Source organism: Luteibacter sp. NPDC104163, assembly GCF_055584245.1.
On sequence record NZ_JBVJMK010000007.1, the window covers coordinates 66,897 to 83,246 of the forward strand.

General features: G+C 64.8%; 14 protein-coding genes. 8 read left to right on the forward strand and 6 right to left on the reverse strand.

The features are described 5' to 3' along the window. Positions 1–156: 156 nt before the first annotated feature. From ACZ6YI_RS10560 to ACZ6YI_RS10570, 3 genes are read right to left on the reverse strand one after another with little or no spacing between them, the layout of a single operon-like run. Positions 157–2,424, reverse strand: coding sequence for a YjbH domain-containing protein (locus tag ACZ6YI_RS10560; protein WP_465778596.1), 2,268 nt, complete (start codon positions 2,422–2,424; stop codon positions 157–159). Continuing rightward, complete coding sequence (locus ACZ6YI_RS10565) at positions 2,421–3,212, reverse strand: capsule biosynthesis GfcC family protein (RefSeq protein ID WP_465778597.1); 792 nt, start codon at positions 3,210–3,212, stop codon at positions 2,421–2,423. The genes ACZ6YI_RS10560 and ACZ6YI_RS10565 overlap by 4 nt, the downstream gene beginning before the upstream one ends. Next, the gene (locus ACZ6YI_RS10570) at positions 3,209–3,784 is read right to left on the reverse strand and encodes a YjbF family lipoprotein (protein WP_465778598.1); all 576 of its coding nucleotides are present in this window, start codon (positions 3,782–3,784) and stop codon (positions 3,209–3,211) included. The genes ACZ6YI_RS10565 and ACZ6YI_RS10570 overlap by 4 nt, the downstream gene beginning before the upstream one ends. Positions 3,785–4,271: 487 nt before the next feature. Here ACZ6YI_RS10570 and ACZ6YI_RS10575 point away from each other — a divergent pair, with 487 nt between their 5' ends. Both ACZ6YI_RS10575 and ACZ6YI_RS10580 read left to right on the forward strand, forming a co-directional pair. Further along, a complete protein-coding gene (locus ACZ6YI_RS10575; protein WP_465778599.1) occupies positions 4,272–4,877 on the forward strand; it encodes a phosphatase PAP2 family protein in 606 nt (201 codons plus the stop codon). A 46-nt stretch (positions 4,878–4,923) separates the two neighbouring features. Beyond that, the gene (locus tag ACZ6YI_RS10580) at positions 4,924–5,679 is read left to right on the forward strand and encodes a class I SAM-dependent methyltransferase (protein WP_465778600.1); all 756 of its coding nucleotides are present in this window, start codon (positions 4,924–4,926) and stop codon (positions 5,677–5,679) included. Here the strand turns inward: ACZ6YI_RS10580 and ACZ6YI_RS10585 are convergent. After that, positions 5,620–6,249 carry a hypothetical protein gene (locus tag ACZ6YI_RS10585; RefSeq protein ID WP_465778601.1) on the reverse strand — a complete coding sequence of 210 codons (630 nt, stop codon included), beginning with the start codon at positions 6,247–6,249 and terminating at the stop codon, positions 5,620–5,622. The two genes, ACZ6YI_RS10580 and ACZ6YI_RS10585, sit on opposite strands and share 60 nt — an antisense overlap. A 500-nt stretch (positions 6,250–6,749) precedes the next feature. Here ACZ6YI_RS10585 and ACZ6YI_RS10590 point away from each other — a divergent pair, with 500 nt between their 5' ends. The 5 genes from ACZ6YI_RS10590 (at position 6,750) to ACZ6YI_RS10610 (ending at position 13,303) form a co-directional block, all read left to right on the forward strand. Further along, positions 6,750–7,256 carry an RNA polymerase sigma factor gene (locus ACZ6YI_RS10590; RefSeq protein WP_465778602.1) on the forward strand — a complete coding sequence of 169 codons (507 nt, stop codon included), beginning with the start codon at positions 6,750–6,752 and terminating at the stop codon, positions 7,254–7,256. After that, positions 7,249–8,379, forward strand: a complete 1,131-nt coding sequence (locus ACZ6YI_RS10595) for a FecR family protein (protein WP_465778603.1) — start codon at positions 7,249–7,251, stop codon at positions 8,377–8,379. Before ACZ6YI_RS10590 ends, ACZ6YI_RS10595 begins: the two co-directional genes overlap by 8 nt. Positions 8,380–8,478: 99 nt before the next feature. After that, entirely contained in the window at positions 8,479–10,968 is a 2,490-nt protein-coding gene (locus ACZ6YI_RS10600) for a TonB-dependent receptor (RefSeq protein ID WP_465778604.1), read from the forward strand. Between the two features lie 11 nt (positions 10,969–10,979). Continuing rightward, positions 10,980–12,224 (forward strand): histidine-type phosphatase, encoded by a 1,245-nt coding sequence (locus ACZ6YI_RS10605; protein ID WP_465778605.1) that lies wholly within the window; start codon positions 10,980–10,982, stop codon positions 12,222–12,224. Positions 12,225–12,391: 167 nt separating this feature from the next. After that, positions 12,392–13,303, forward strand: coding sequence for an alpha/beta fold hydrolase (locus tag ACZ6YI_RS10610; RefSeq protein ID WP_465778785.1), 912 nt, complete (start codon positions 12,392–12,394; stop codon positions 13,301–13,303). Between the two features lie 55 nt (positions 13,304–13,358). Here the strand turns inward: ACZ6YI_RS10610 and ACZ6YI_RS10615 are convergent, their stop codons facing one another. Further along, positions 13,359–14,783, reverse strand: coding sequence for a sugar porter family MFS transporter (locus ACZ6YI_RS10615; RefSeq protein WP_465778606.1), 1,425 nt, complete (start codon positions 14,781–14,783; stop codon positions 13,359–13,361). Beyond that, positions 14,780–15,412 (reverse strand): nucleoside/nucleotide kinase family protein, encoded by a 633-nt coding sequence (locus ACZ6YI_RS10620; RefSeq protein ID WP_465778607.1) that lies wholly within the window; start codon positions 15,410–15,412, stop codon positions 14,780–14,782. Before ACZ6YI_RS10620 ends, ACZ6YI_RS10615 begins: the two co-directional genes overlap by 4 nt. 102 nt (positions 15,413–15,514) lie before the next feature. Between ACZ6YI_RS10620 and yidA the strand changes: the two genes are divergently transcribed. After that, positions 15,515–16,345: a sugar-phosphatase gene (yidA, locus tag ACZ6YI_RS10625; protein ID WP_465778608.1), complete on the forward strand. Its 831-nt coding sequence runs from the start codon at positions 15,515–15,517 to the stop codon at positions 16,343–16,345. Positions 16,346–16,350 lie beyond the last annotated feature (5 nt).

Sequence of the window (16,350 nt, forward strand, 5' to 3'; positions counted from 1 at the left end):
CCCGCGCCGCCTTCCGCACCTCGTTTTTATTCGTGGGGCGGTTTAACTCACCCCCCCATTTTATTATTTTTTTGGGGGGGGGGGGGGGGGGCGGGGGTGGGGCCCCCCCCCCCCCCCCCGCCCCCCCCCCCCCGCTCCCACAACAGAGCCGGTCGGTTACTGCGAGATCTTGCCCAGGTTCTTGTCGAACAGATCGGTATCGAGATCGTTGGTCAGCGTATACAGGGTGTAACGCTTGTTCAGGCGTGCACCGCCGTCACGTACCAGCGGCTGCCACATCAGCGTCGCGCGGTTACGCGAGGAGTTCGGGAGCAAGGCATCGAACGGGATGGATACGTAGATACCCTTGTCGAAGCTGCCTTCGCCATAACCCGAATTGCCCGACTTGTTGGTCACCGTGAAGTACGCCCCCATGCGCGTGCCATTCGCGAACTGACGCGAGACATCTACCGTGCTGCCCCAGTCACCCGCAAGGTACCGGCCCACGCTGACCGCCAGCGTGACATTGTGGAAGCCGGTGTCGAGGTAGCCCGTCGCCTGTCCGGTGATCACGTGGTACCGGCGCAGCGAGAAGTCCTGGTCGAACCCACGCTGCTTCACCCAGTTGATGTCGCCGCCAATCGCCCACTTCTCGCCGAACGGGCGATACAGCACCTCGCCGCCCGCGCCGGCATACATGCTTTCCAACGCGCCGGCGTATGCCATGCCATACAGATCCTGCCCCAGCTTCTTCGTGCCGGTGAGCTGGAAGTTCGGCATGGTGATGTCCGAACTGGTAATGTACTTGCGCACATCGGTGCGGACGCGCGGCAGGTTACTGGGTGCGTCGTAGCGGAACTTGTCGTAGTTATTCGCGATGTTGACGGCCAGCACGCCGTCCAGCCAGAGGTGGCGGTTGAAGTTGAACGTGGCATAGCCCGCGCCATACACCTGGTACAGGATGAACGCGTCAGGCCCACCCACATTCTGCTGGTAGCCGATCGAGGTGCCACCCGTGAAACGCTTGAGCGGCGCCCGGTAGAGCACCTCTTCCTCGCGTGCAGTCGGCGGATCCTGCTCGACGCTTCGGCGGAACGTGGGCAGGTCGATCTCGTGGTTCAGCAGTTCGATGAAACGCGGCCGGTGCACGCTGGTATCGACGATGTCCATACCATTGCGCTGGCTGGTCACGGTGACCCAGTCGATGCTGCCATCCACGCGGTTATCGACGACGCGGGTAGCGCGGCCGGCGGCTTCCGCCGTGTAGAAGAAGCGCTCCTGCTCGCCCTGGATCACCAGTTCGGAGCCGCGCTGGCGGATGCTGCTGACGTTGATGCCTGCGTTGGTGCGCAGGGTCTTCGCTACCTGGGCCCAATCCACCTGCGCGGGCGCCTGGCGGTCTGTGCCTCCTTCACCCGCGCCCGCAGAAGCCATGGCCTGTGGGCTCATGGACGCCAGGTCATCGGGCGCCTTGCCCGTACCCTGTGTCGGCCCGGTCGGCACGGTCGTGACCGGTGTGCTCGTGAACGATACGGGTTCGGGCGGAGGATCGAACGACTTCTCGGGGCCCACGTGCGTCGCCAGGTTGGCGTGCAGGTTCAGCGCGGCGGTCGCCACGTTCCCGCGCTCGTAGCCCAGGGTCAGGTCGACATTCTTGTTCACCCGGAACACCGCGCCCAGGTTCACCGGCCAGCGCTGCGGCTGGTTGTTGTTCTGCGGCTGGTGCTTGTAGTCGTTGCCGTCCAGTTCCGCCTTGAGCACCAGCCAGTCCCACGGCGAGTGGTATTCCACGCCGCCGAAGATACCCGGCCGGCCACGCAGGAACTTGTTGATGCTGAGGGCACCGGTCGCGCCCGTGCCACTGGCCGGACGCGCATTGAAGCGGTCGCTGATGATGCTGAGCGGGTTCGAGATGTCGCCTCGGTTGCCGATGTAACCCCAGGCCATGCCCAGGCTGAAATCGAAGCGCCCCGCCCGCTTGCTCGCGACGAGGTATTCGCTGGAGAACAGGCCCGTACCGCCCACGTCGCGCACGCCGAAGGCCACCGCCGGGAGCCAGCGCGACTCCTGCCAGATGCGCGCCTTCACATCGATCGATTTGTCCTTGTAGGTCTGGCTACCGCTCAGCGAACGTGGGCCATAGAGGCGGTTGCTCACGTTGGTATAGCGGAAGCTGCCCTCCAGCCAGGGGATGGGCTGCATGGAGACGTTGTAGTTCGTGTACGGCGTGGTCCGGCTCAGCACGAAGCTGAACTCGCCTTCCTGGGCCATGCGCGCCGTCGGCGTCTGCATCAGGCCCACGCCGCCAAAATCGCTTTGCGTGTAGTACTCCTGGGCATGCACGCTCGCGACGCCACCCGCCCAGAGGACCACGCCCGTGCAGCAGCCGCGCAGTGCCGCGCGACGCAGGTTCGGGCGCTTCCAGCCCAGCCGGCGGCGCCTCAAGGTGCACCCTCCGTATCGAGCAGCTGGGTCGAGAGGAAGGCAGCGACATCTTCGTTGAAGCGCCCGTCAGTCGACGCGGCAATGGCCTTTCGGTCGAAGGGCACGTAGATCCACGCCCCGGGGGCGAGGATCCGTGGCGGGTCGCGGTTCCATGCCGCGATGTTCTGCGGGAACACGGTGCCGTCGGGCTGGATGATGAAGAGCATGTCTCGGTCCGCGGCAGCAGAGACCGTGCATTGCGCGAGATACCGCCGCGCATCCTGCAGGGCGACCTGCGGCACGCTGCAGGGCCGGTCGACGGCGCCGACGATGCGGATACCGGCTGGCCGGCGCGGGTAAAACAGCGCATCACCGTCCTTGATCGGCCAGTTATGGGCAGGCGAGACCTCCAGAGCGTCAGGATCGAGCACCACGCTGGTGCGACGGCCGGTTACCGGGAGCGTCGTGATCCACGACTGGAAGGCGGCCGCGGCAATACCCACGGCCTCCTTGCCATCGGTAAGCGCGCCCATCCGGATCACGCCGAGCTCAAAGACCACGCCGGCCTTCAGCCGCACCTGCTCTTCCTTCAGCGAGGGGCGAAGCCAGGCCGCGCCGGCCATATAGGCATCCGGGTTGACCCGCGCTGCGAGCGCCAGGTCCGAAAGCCGTGCACCGGACGGATAGACGGCCGAACCCGCCTGTCGCACCTCACCGGACGCACTCGCCGACATCGATGGCTGCTGGGCCATGGCCGGGAGCGCTACCAGCATGACGACCCACGCGGCCACGAGCGCGCGCCACATCATGGTGCTTTCCCCGTGTACGGGCGCAACTGGATCAGTTCGAGTGCGAACCCGGGGGCCACGTACTGGCGGCTCTTCCAGATGAATCCATCGGAAGGATCCGCCCAGTAACGGTTCGTGAAGCTACCCGCGGGACCGCTCAGGTGTTCGTCATAACGCCGGAGGTGGTGCACGGTGCCGAGGATATCGATGTCATCCGTGTTCCCAGGCGTCAGCGTTGCCTGCATGGACACGCCGTAGCGATAACCCGGCGACCAGTCCATGCGGCGGGTGTAGGCGAGCGGCGCGCTGATGTGCTGCAAGCCCGCCGCAAACGGATCGGGTGTCCCGCTAAAGGCGGTCGCGTCGAGGTTTTCAGGAAGGCCAACGGTCTTCACCAGCAAGCCATCACGCGTGAAGATCGCGTCATTGCCCTGCCCGTACCAACCCAGCTTCCCGTCCTCTACCTTGCCGAGAATGAGGATCGCCTGGCCGTCGGGGCCGTTGGCCTGGAGCTGGAAATACGGGGAAGCAGCGACGGATTCCGCCGTGGGATGCACGGTTTCTCCGTGAACGGCGAGACGGATGGCCTCCACGCTGCCGCTCGAAACCGCCGAACACGCGGCTAGCGCGAAAAGCGCCAGAACGAGGCCAGCAGGGGCAATGAGGCGTAGCGCGCCCAGCGCGCGTTGTCGGGCATCAGGCCAAGGCAAAATCAGCGGTCGGTCCGGCAAGTTGAAATGGTGGGCCTGTCAACGTACTGAAACGGAAGGCCCGCATTGGACTGCACTGACTGAAGGGTGATGACCATCCTTCACACTCGGCACGTCCCGGTGACAGTACACGAGCGAACCGGACTGAAAACTGACTGGCGTCGCGTCTTACGACTAGAGATACTTGAGCCAGCTGTTTACGCTGTTGTCGATAAGCGTAGAGACATGCTCAAAAGCGGGCCGGCTTTGTCGGAACGGATCCGGAATATCCTGGCCCGTGCGCAGGAGTGTGGCACGACACTCCCAAAAACAGAAAACGAGGCACGATGCGTAGCGCCACCATGATAGCCACGATCACCGGTACCTTGTGATGTGGCACGCCATTACCAGTTTTGGCGACAGTGCCTTGTTGTTGCCGCTCATCGCGTGGCTGACCCTGGTGCTCGCCATCGCGCCACATCGTCGCGATGCCATCCGATGGATCGTCGCAGCAGTCGCCTGCGGCGGCACGGTCGCCTTCTCCAAACTGATCTTCATGGCCTGGGGCATCGGACCGCCCGGGCTCGACTACACCGGCATCAGCGGACACACGGCGCTTTCCGTGCTTACGTGGCCGAGCCTTGCAGCGCTCCTCGTGCGGAAGGTGCGCGGGCCGCTCGCGTGGATTGCGATAGCGGCGGGTGCCTGCCTTGGCCTGCTGGTCGGGTTGTCACGCCTCGCCCTTGAAGTCCACAGCGTCTCCGAAGTCATCATGGGTGCGCTGCTCGGCGCGATCGTCGCGACCTGGTTTATCCACGGATTGAATCGCACGGATGCCTTGCCAACCTGGCATGCGCTGCTTCTCGGCATGGGCGTCATTGCCCTGTGGCTCGTGTTCTACGGGCGCGTCTTCCCTTCCCAGCACTTGCTCAAGGACATCGCCATGTGGGTGAGCGGTCACTCCCACGTATTCACCCGTCGCCCGCACGCTCCCTGACTTTCGCGCATAATCGGGCATCGGCCTGACGACGAGGGGCAGGACCATGGCAAACGGTGATTCGCGCCGGAACTGGTTCAACCAGGGTGGCCACGCTTACGCGCTGTATCGCCCCGACTACCCCGAGGCGCTGGCCCATTTCCTCGCTGAGGCATCGCCCTCACGGATACTTGCCGTCGATGCCGGTTGCGGCACGGGGCAATTGACCACGCAACTGGCGGCGTATTTTGACCGGGTCATGGGCCTGGACCCCAGCGACGATCAGGTCGCCAGCGCGGCAGCGCATCCGAACGTCACCTACAGGACGGCACCGGCTGAAGCGCTGCCGCTGGACGACCATAGCGTTTCGCTCATCACCGCGGCACAGGCGGCCCACTGGTTCGACCTGCCGGGGTTCTATGCGGAAGCACGACGTGTCGGCGTGCCGGGAGCCGTCGTCGCCCTCATCAGCTACGGGGTTCCCGTACTCGACGCAGAGATCGACGTCTGCTATCAGCGGTTCTACAGCGAACAGATCGGCCCCTATTGGCCGCCCGAACGCGGACTGGTCGACAGTGGTTACGCCACCATCGACTTTCCGTTCCGCCCAATCGACAAGCCGCAGCTCTACATCGAACGCCACTGGACCTTCGCCGAGGCCCTGGGCTACGTCTCGACCTGGTCCGCCGTACGCAAGGCGCGCGAGGCTGGAAACGAGGACCTGCTCAACCGGTTCGCCGACGACTTCGCGGCCGCGTGGGGTTCAACCGAGCAGCGCCGCGAGTTCCGATGGCCCATCAACATGCGTATCGGCACATTGTGAAGCGGAACAGAGAGGTCGGAAGTAACCAAGAATGGAATTAGGGTCGACCACTGCGATCTGAACGTGCTGTTGCGATGATATGCCCGCTCCGGGATAAAGCTCGCCGCCTTCCCAGAAGGCGCCCCGGACAACGCTATACCCTGGTAACCCCGCGGCCGCACGCAGATCATGCATCGTTCGAATCACAGCACAGTCAAGCTTGCGCGAGCGGCGATCGATGCCAATGCTGTTTTCTGGTAATGGTGCGCCCTTGCGGGTCGCACTGGCCGACGCCACCTCGTAGGCGCACAGCAACTCGGCCAAAGCATCCCCGTTTTGGAGGTCGAAGCAGCGCCCCGGGTCAATTAAGGCTCCGACCACGAACGGGACGTGTATCGCTCCGCAAGACGTACGCCTGTCGACGGAGGCCGCCCTCCGCGCGAACTCCATGGCCCTTAACGGATTTCCCTCCCAGAAATAGATTCCCGGACCAAGCCAGTCGTAATCGTTGTTGCTTAAGTTCAGCGTCGCGTCACCGGCGAGAACGGCCTCACCGACGTCCCGATCGCATCCGTGAAATCCGAGCAGCATGCCTGGACGGCGTTGATATACCTCCCACATATCGGCGCGCGTCCCGTCATGAGTATCGTTCTTCCAGCGGCCCAATTGGTGGTAGAACGCCTACTCGGCGCAGAAATGCCGTCGCGGCTTCGCGGTCGTTCACAATGTTGTGCACAATCCGATCGAGAACGTCCTTCATCTCGGGATCGGAAATTCGCAATGAGTCTCTCGAGCGTGTCCTGACGTAGTTCACCATGCAAGTTCTCCATCGAGTATTGAAACGACCGCCGTGTGGCGACCGACTAGCATGGCTAATACTAACGACTGGTTCGTAATATCGAATCAGTCGCACAGCCCGGCTCTACGTAGGGAATGACCGATCGGCATGTAGGCGCGTCGGTTCCTATCGCCGCATCCCCGCCCCCTACGAAAATGCGCATGCCGAACCACGTAACGCCAACGTCATAAACGGCTTCTAGCATCCGCCCTTTTCGGCCCTGCCGCCCTCGCGGCTGCCCCAAGGGACCCCGATGTCTGATCCCTCTGCTGGCTTAGCCCATGTCCTGCTCGAGCAGGATGGCCCCCTGCAGCGCTATATCCACCGGCGTGCGGGGCATGCGTGGGACGCGCAGGACCTGGTGCAGGAAACGTATCTCCGGCTGCTTTCGGCGGATCCGGATTCGATTCGCAATCCCGAGGCCTACCTGTTCACCGTGGCGACAAACCTGCTCCGCCAGCGCGCAGGCGGCCGGCAAGCCGGTGGGCGCGAGGACGGTGGGCTGGAAGAAGTCATCGAGAAGCTGGCCACGCCGTGCCAGGCCGCCGCTGGCGTCGACCACGAGGTGCGCAGCAAGCGGCTGCACGAAATCATGGCGCGCCTTTCGCCGAAATGCCGCGCGGTCCTGGTGCTGCATTACCGCGATGACCTGAGCTACCGGGACATCGCCGACCAGCTGGAAATCTCGGTTCACATGGTGAAGAAGTACATCGTCAAGGGACTGGCTGCCTGCCGGCAAGGGATGGGTCGTTATGCATGACGAGATCCGTAACGCCGCGGCACGGCGTATCACCGAGGAAGCGGCGCAGTGGATGATCGCCAATCGCGAAGGGTTGGATGAGCCGTCGCGCGTGGCGTTCATGGCGTGGCTGCGGCATTCGCCGGCGCATGTCGGTGAGTACATGGCGATCATGCAGTGGGACCAGGAAGTGCGTGAGGCGGCCGGGCGTGAAACGCTGGATGCCGAGGCGCTGGTCGCGCTTGCTGGGGATGAGCCTGCGGTGGTTCCGTTTCCTGCGCGTTCGGCGGGTGTCGCGCGGGAGCGTATCGCGCGCAAGCGCGCTCCCACAGGGGGGCGTGAGGGCGTTCGGCGCAGCAAGCGGCGGTGGCTCTGGTCTGCGGGCGCAATGGCTGTGATCCTGCTGGCCGGTGCGGTCGTATGGCCGCGCAACGAGGCGCCACCCGCTGGCATCGTGTATGCCGCACCAACTGGCGCCACGCGTAGTCTCGAGCTCGAGGATGGGAGCCGCGTCCAGCTTGATCGGGGCAGCGCCATCCGGGTCAACTTCAGTGCAGGGAAGCGCGACATCGCGGTGGTCGCCGGTACCATGCTGATCGACGTCGGCCATGCCAACGCGGCACCCCTGAGCGTCACCCTGGGTCGGACCGTGTTGCGCGACATCGGCACGGTATTCCAGGTCAGCTCGAAGGACGATGGTGGTGACGTCACCGTGCTCAGTGGCCAGGTCGATGTGATGGCCCAGGACGCATCGTGGCCCTGGCAGACCGAAGCCGCGCCGCAGCGCATGGTCACCCAGCTGAAAGGCGGCCAGCGCGCGACGCTGGACGAGCATGGTGGCCTGACGGAGCTTGCGCCGGGCATCGATGTGTCGAAGGATCTCGCCTGGCTTCCTGCGGAAATCGATTTCCACGACGCACCGATCGCGGACGTCGCCCGGCGCTTCAACGCCTACGGCCAGGCGCCGTTCGTGATCGAGGACGAAGCGATCGCCGGCACGCGTATCAGCGGCCGCTTCCACGGGCACGATCCGGCGGGTTTCGTCGCCTACCTGCAGACGCTCCCCGGCGTGCAGGTGCGCCGCGAAAGCGATGGCTTGCACGTGACGCGCAAGCCCGCATCCACGCACCCCACCCGGCTGTAAGAAAAGATTCACGAAAATAGCGGTACCCGACCGCGGTACCGCCGACTCGTAGATGTCATGCGCAACCGATGCGCCCATCTCCCTTCACGAGTCCCTTCCATGCGCAACAAGCTCGCGTTCCACCTCGCCCTGCTGCTCGGCACCCTTCCGCTCTCCGCTATCGCTGCCCAGGCGGCCAACGAGGCACCGATTGCCGCGATGCCGCTGGACCAGGCGCTCGATACCTTTGCGCGCCAGACCGGCCTGCAGGTGGTGTACACCCCGGAGGCCGTGCATGCGCTGCGCAGCAAGGCCGTGCCCGGCGGACTGGAACCGAAAGGCCAGTTGCACACGCTGCTCGAGGGCACCGGGCTCGACTACCGGTTCGTCACCGCAAGCACGGTGACCCTGGTGCCGGCCAGCAACGCTGACAAAAGCACCGCGGCATCCAGCCGCGCGGAAGGCAAGCTCCCGCCCATCCTCGAAAATGACGGTGCCCCGCGCGACCTCGCCCCGGTAAGCGTGCAGGCCAACACCGTCGACACGCTGGCACCAAGCGCGCCGCCGCTCGAGGCAACCCAGCCCACATCGGTGATCGATGAGCGCTTCATCCGTGATGGCCTGCGCTTCAACTCGAACTTCGACGACATCATCAAGTACGCGCCCAGCGTCACGGTGACCTCGCCGGAAGGCCCGGGCATGGGCAAGAACGAAGGCATCAGCATCCGCGGCTTCCAGGATGGCCAGTTCAACATCACGTTCGACGGCATCCCGTTCGGCGATGCCAGCGACCTGCACCACACGACGTCTGCGTACTTCAACAACCACGTGCTTGGCCAGGCGGAGATCGACCGTGGACCAGGCGGTGGTTCCACGGTCGGTAACGCGACGTTTGGCGGCACGGTAGGCCTGCGCTCCCGCGACCCTGCCAGCGTCGATGGCGTGACGCTCTACACCACGCTGGGCAGCTGGAACACGTTCGCCGGCGGCGTGAGCGCGGATGAGACGCTCGGTAACACCCGCGTCTTCGCCGATCTGTCGAAGGAAAAGAGCGACACCTACCTGAAGGGTACCGACGACAAGCGCGAGCACGCCTTCATCAAGACCATCACGACACTCTCGCCGGATACGACGCTGACCTTCGTCAGCAGCTATAACCGCGAGCACCAGAACACGGTGCAAGGTGCAACGAAGCAGGAAATCGATGAGTTCGGCTGGCGCTATGGCCTGGGCAACGATCCTGCCCTGCAGAGCTACAAGGGCTATAACAACGCGGCCTACTATTCGAGCTTCACCTACGTGGGCCTGAGCACCCGCCTCGGCGAGTGGAGCGTCGACAACAAGGCTTACTACAACAGCTTCGACCACTGGGCCCGCAAGACGGCCGATGCGTCGGACAACAACCCGGCCGACAACGGCGTCACGCTGTACAACGCCGCAGGCAAGAAGGTTTCGACGCTGAAGAACGATGTGCCGGGCAAGCTCGCCAGCTCAGGTTTCCATTCGTTCGGTGACGTGCTGCGCTTCGAGCGCGAGCTTGGCCCCGGCGAGCTACAGACGGGTGCGTGGCTGGAGCGCAACCAGGATGCGCGATACCAGTATCCGCTGGACCTGACGACGGGCACGAAGACCGGCACGAAGTACGGTTCGCAATACAACTACATCCTGCGCGACCGTACCGATACGTTCCAGCCCTACGTGCAGTACGACTGGGCGTTGACCGATGCACTGACCCTGAGCCCCGGCGTGCGCTACAGCACCGTCACCCGCCAGATGAATGCGCCGATCAGCAAGGAGAACGCGCAGGTTTCGCAGTACAACTCCGCGAACTACAACGCCGCCCTGCTCTCGCTGAGCCTGCAAGACAGCTTCAGCGACCAGTGGACCGGCTATGCGCAGGTGGCCAAGGGCTTCCTCGCGCCGCCGATCGACGTGATTGAACTCGTGGGATCGAAGAAGCTGGACCCCGAGACGACGATGAACTACCAGGTCGGAACGGCGTATGCCGATCGCCAGCTCACGTTCGGCGCCGATGTGTACTACATCGACTTCAAGAACTACCTCGCCAGCACGCTGGTGAATACGCCGGAGGGCCAGGAGTCCACCTACCTCAACACCGGCGGTGCGATCTACAAGGGTGCGGAAGTCGAAGGCACCTGGGCCATGACCCCGGCGCTCAGCCTCTATGGCAACGCGACGTACAACAAGGCTACGTACAAGAACAGCAGCACGCAGATCGCCGGCACGCCCAAGGTCACGGCCGCGCTGGGCCTGCTCTACAGCAGCCCGCTCGGTTACTACGGCTCGTTGATGACCAAGTTCATCGGCAAGCAGTACGGCAGCGACAACGCCACGGACGATGCCGGCAACACCGTGTTCCTCAACGACAACCGCCTCGGCGGTTACGTTTCCACGGATGCGGCCTTCGGCTACCGCAGCGCCGACGGCGGACCCACCGGGAAGGGCTGGTCGGTCAGCATGGACGTCAACAACGTATTCAACGTGCACAAGCTGATCGGCTACGCCGGCACGCAGAGCGTGAGTGGCGATGCGCTATACTGGGGCCTCCCCGGGCGCGGCGTGTTCCTCGACCTTTCGCTGAAGCTCTGAGGGATGCCGGCATGAAAACACGCATGGCACGGCTGTGTGCTCTCCTCGTGCTGGTGGCGACGCCGGTCGTCGCTGGCGAGACCGCGGGGCATGAGCAGGTACTGCAGCGGGTGATCCTGATCCGGCATGCCATCCGCTCGCCGACCAAGGCGCCGGCGGACCTCGCGAAATACGCCGCGGATCCCTGGCCCGCATGGCCTGTGGCACCCGGGCTGCTCACTCCGCATGGCATCGACACGTTGCATTCGCTCGGGCGGCGCATGGGCAAGGACCTGGCCGCCGCCGGCCTTCCCGGCGACGCGTGTGGCGGCGCGCTCCAGGTCATCGCCGACAGCACGCCGCGCAACCGGGCGAGTGCCGAAGCGTTGCTGCAGGGCCTTTCACCGCAATGTGCCGCGACGTACAAAGCCTTTCCCGCCGGCCAGGACGATCCGTTGTTCCGCGGCACAGGTGACGGGGATGACGACGAGAAAGCGGGGATCGACGCTGCGGCGATCAGTGAGAACACGCGGCGCACGCTGGCCGAGCTCCAGCAGGTCCTGCTCGGTTGCCACGACGAGGCTTGCCTCGCGAAGGCGAGGACGGACAGCAAGCAGGTCCTGCTTGGCGGCGACATGGCGAAAGCACTGAAGACCGCCGGGTCGCTCGCCGAGAACATCATGCTTGCCTACGTCCAGGGCATGCCCGCCAGCGACTACGGCTGGGGGCGGCTCGATGCGGCCGGCGTCGCCCGGATCATCACCCTGCACAACGATTCGTTCCATCTCGCACACGCCACGCCGGGTGCGTCGCGTGGACGCGGCGGGAACATGCTCGAGCACATCGCGGCGACGCTGGCGACGGCGGCTGGCAAGACCCCTGCCGCCGACCCGCTCGCACCGGCAACGACGCGCGTACTCGTCCTCATCGGTCACGACACCGACCTCGCCGCGCAGGCCGGCCTCCTGGGCCTCGACTGGCACGACGCGACGCGCGGCGATGACTTCCCGCCCGGCGGCGCGCTCATTTACGACCTCGTGCAGACACCCCGCGGAAAGGCCGTCCGCCTCTCCGTCGCCATGCCGACCCTGGCCGCACTCCGGGCGGGCGACCTCTCGGCCGGAACCGCCATCGCGCACAAGGTGCTACCCCTTGCCGCCTGTGGCGGCACGCCGACCTGCGCCATCGACCGGTTCATGGGCCTCGCCACCGACGCGGCCGGCGATGCATGGAAGCCCCAGGCCGGCGATGAGCCCAAGGTTCCAAAAAAAGTGTGAAATCCACACGATCCCCGCAGTTCCTTTCAATTCGAAACCAGCGTCGTCGCGGATATTGGCGTCACCTACCAGGGAGATGACCCATGAAACACCCGGACGACAAGACCGCGTCGCATGACGCCCCCCGCCGCAAGTTCGTCGCCACCGCTGGCCTGGCCGCCGGGGCCATGGTCGCGGCCGGCGCGCTGACGGCCGAGTCCGCCAACGCGGCTGCCGCGGCGCCCGCCAAGGGCGGTGCCGGCAAGAAGAACGCCGAATCGGCCATCTTCACCACGAAAGAAGGCGTGCAGATCTACTACAAGGATTGGGGCACCGGCCAGCCGATCATGTTCCATCACGGCTGGCCCCTGTCCGCCGACGACTGGGATGCCCAGCTGTGGTTCTTCCTGTCGCAGGGCTACCGCGTCATCGCCCACGATCGCCGTGGCCATGGCCGCTCGACCCAGACCTCGACCGGCAACGAGATGGACACCTATGCGTCCGATGTCGCCGAGCTGGTCCAGCACCTCAACCTGAAGAACGCCGTCCACATCGGCCATTCCACCGGCGGTGGCGAAGTCGCCCGCTACGTGGCGCAGCACGGCGAAGGCCGCGTCGCCAAGATGATCCTCGTGAGCGCCGTGCCGCCGGTGATGGTCAAGTCCGCCTCGAACCCCGGCGGCCTGGATATCTCGGTGTTCGATGGCCTGCGAAAGCAGCTCGCCGCGAACCGCGCGCAGTTCTATCGCGAAGTGCCGCTGCCCTTCTACGGCTTCAACCGCCCCGGCGTGAAGACCATCGAAGGCGTGGTCGACAACTGGTGGCGCCAAGGCATGAACGGCGGCATCCAGGCCCACTACGACTGCATCAAGGCCTTCTCGGAAACCGACTTCACCGAAGACCTGAAGAAGATCAAGGTGCCGACTCTCGTCCTGCATGGCGATGACGACCAGATCGTGCCCTACCAGGATGCGGGCGTGCTGTCGGCCAAGCTGGTCCCCGGCGCCAAGCTCAAGATCTACAAGGGCTACCCGCACGGCATGCTCACCGTGCACGCCGACGAACTCAACAAGGACATCCTCGAGTTCATCAAGAGCTAAACAAAACGGCCACCAGCGCACGGGCGCTGGTGGCCGTTCCGGGGAACGACAGTCCTTAGGAGCGCTGGTGTTCCAGCCGCTTCTTCTGGAACGGATAGAAACGGTGCTCGCGCAGTTCGTGTTCGATCTCTTCCAGGCTCTTGCCGGCGGTTTCGGGCACCAGGTAGTAGACGAAAGCCAGGGCGAACACCGAGATCACCGCATACAGCCAGAATGTATGCGTGGCCCCGAGCCAGGTGACCAGCGACAGCGTGGTCAGGGTCACGAGCAGGTCGAAGGTCCAGTGGCTGAAGGCGCCGATGCTCGCGCCCTTGCCGCGCACGAACAGCGGGTAGACCTCGGAGTTGATCAGCCAGATGCAGATGCCGAAGCTGCCGCAGTTCAACATCATGTAAGCGGCCAGGCAGCCCACGGCCAGCCAGCGGCTGAAGTCGTTCTGCGGGCCGGCACCCTGGAACATGAAGCCCATGACGATCAGGGCCACGATCGAGCCCGGGATCATCCACAGCAGGTACGTGCGACGGCCGATCTTGTCGACCAGGAAGCTGCCGATCACGGTCATGACCACGACGAGCACCGTGCTGGCACCGGTGCCGAGCACAGCGGCCTCATCGGAGAATCCGGCCTTGGTGAGGATCGTGGGCGCGTAGTAGATCAGCGCGTTGTTGCCGGTGATCTGCGAGAACATGGAGATACCAGCGCCGACGATGACGGCGGGGCGGATCCACGGCTTGGCGATATCCCGCCAACTGCTGGTGGGCTCCTGCTCGGCCACGGTCTCGATTTCAGCGATCTCCGCGCGCGCCGCAGCGGCGCTGCCACGCACGCGCTCAAGCACTTTCATCGCCTCGTCGATGCGCTTTTCCGCGACGAGCCAGCGTGGGCTCTCCGGCAGGTAGGCCATGCCGCCCAGCAGCACGATCGCGGGCACGACGCCCAGGCCGAACATCCAGCGCCAGTGCTCACCGAGGACGAAGCCGGTGAAATACGCAACAGTGATACCGAACACCACCATGAACTGGAACAGCGTCACCATCTTGCCGCGATGCTTCGATGGCGAGACCTCGGCGATATACACGGGGATGATCTGGGTGGAGCTGCCGGCGGAAAGCCCGAGCACGAAGCGTGCGGCGATGAGCCAGCCCACCGACGGGGCGAACGCGGATGCGATGGAGCCCACGGCGAAAAGCACGCCGACGAAGATCACCATGCGGCGGCGGCCCAACCGGTCCGAGAACGGGCCGGTCGCGAGGCAGCCAAACAGCGCGCCAAAAATGATGGCGCCCGTCACCAGCTGCTTGGTGGTGTCATCGAGCGCGAATTGCCGACCAAGGCCAAGCAGGGCGACACCGATCACGCCCGTGTCATAACCGAACAGGAGCCCGCCGAGCGCCGCGATGACGGCGATGCCCACCACCAGGGCGGTCTTGGGCGCGGCCTCCCCGGCCACGGCGGTGGAAGAAGAGGTCACGACACTCATGCTGACTCCATCGGAAGGGTTCGCGCGCGGACATCCGCGCGGTGCGCCGTGGCGGCGATGCGCCTGGCGTTGGGTTCGTCGGTGGTTTCGATCCAGTGCAAGGCATCCGCGCGCGACCGACCGAAGCGCATGTGCCGTTCCAGCAGTTGCTTCAGGCGTTGCTCGTCATCCACATCGACGAACCACACCTCATCCAGGAGCGGGCGGACGTCGCGCCACGCCCCCTCTTCCATCAGGAGATAGTTTCCCTCGGTGATCACCAGGCGCGTCTCCGCCGGCACGGCGATTTCACCCGCGATGGGCTCTTCGATCTCGCGGTGGAACGCCGGCGCATACACCGTCTCGCCGGCCATGGGCTCGCGAAGGCGGCGTAGCAAGGCGACATAGCCGCTGGCGTCGAACGTATCCGGCGCGCCCTTTCGCACGGCGCGGCCAAGCCTCTGCAGCTCCGCATTGGCCAGGTGGAAACCATCCATCGGTACGTTCACCGCGGTATCGCCATAGGCTGCGAGGACCTGGGCGGCCAGGGTCGACTTGCCCGAGCCAGGCAGGCCCGCGATGCCCAGGATGCGTCGGCCACCCGCCGCCATGAGTGCATCGAGCCGCGCGCGTAGGTTGGTGTCGATCATCGGTCGAAGGGTAGCCGCCGGCTTGTAAGGGTTTCATGAACGTGACAGTTACATAATGTCGTACAATTGGAGCGCTCATGTAAACCAGGTCAACGTACACCGATGGATACCGCACGACGCCGCCCTATCGAGCTGATCGCCATTGATATGGACGGCACGCTCCTCAGCCCCAACCACACGATCTCACCGCGGGTGAAAGAGGCGATAAGCCGGGCCCGCGACCGTGGCGTCCGCGTGGTGCTGGCCAGTGGCCGGCCGGTCTCCGGCCTCGTCCCCTACCTGACCGAGCTGGGTATCCACGGGAAAGACGACTACTGCATCGCCTTCAACGGCGCGGTCGTCCAGAACATCGGCACGGGTGAGCGCGTCGTCGAGTTCACGCTTGACCTGGACGACTACCTCTTTTGCGCCGATGTGGCGCGCGAGCTCGGCGTGCACTTCCAGGGCCTGGATGGCGAACGGATGTATACGCCGGATCGCGATATCAGCGTCTACACCGTCGCCGATTCGCATCTGACCCATACGCCGATCAGCTACCGCCCGGTGAGGGAGATGCCGCAGGGCCTGCGCTTCCCCAAGCTCATGATGATCGACCAGGCCGACGTGCTCGATGCGGCGATCGCACGCCTGCCCACGGAAATGACCGCGCGCTTCGCGACGCTAAAGAGCTCCGCCACCTTCCTCGACATCTTCGACAAGCGCGCCGGCAAGGGCCCCAGCCTGCAGAAGCTGGCGAACCAGCTGGGCATCCACCGGGACAGCGTCATGGCCCTGGGCGATCACGAGAACGACATCGCCATGCTCGAATTCGCCGGCACCAGCGTGGCGATGGGCAACGCCATCCCCGCAGTGAAAGCGACCGCCCGTTACGAAACAGCCACCAACGCGGAAGACGGCGTCGCGCGCGCTATCGAGATGTTCGTCCTGCAGTAAGCGCC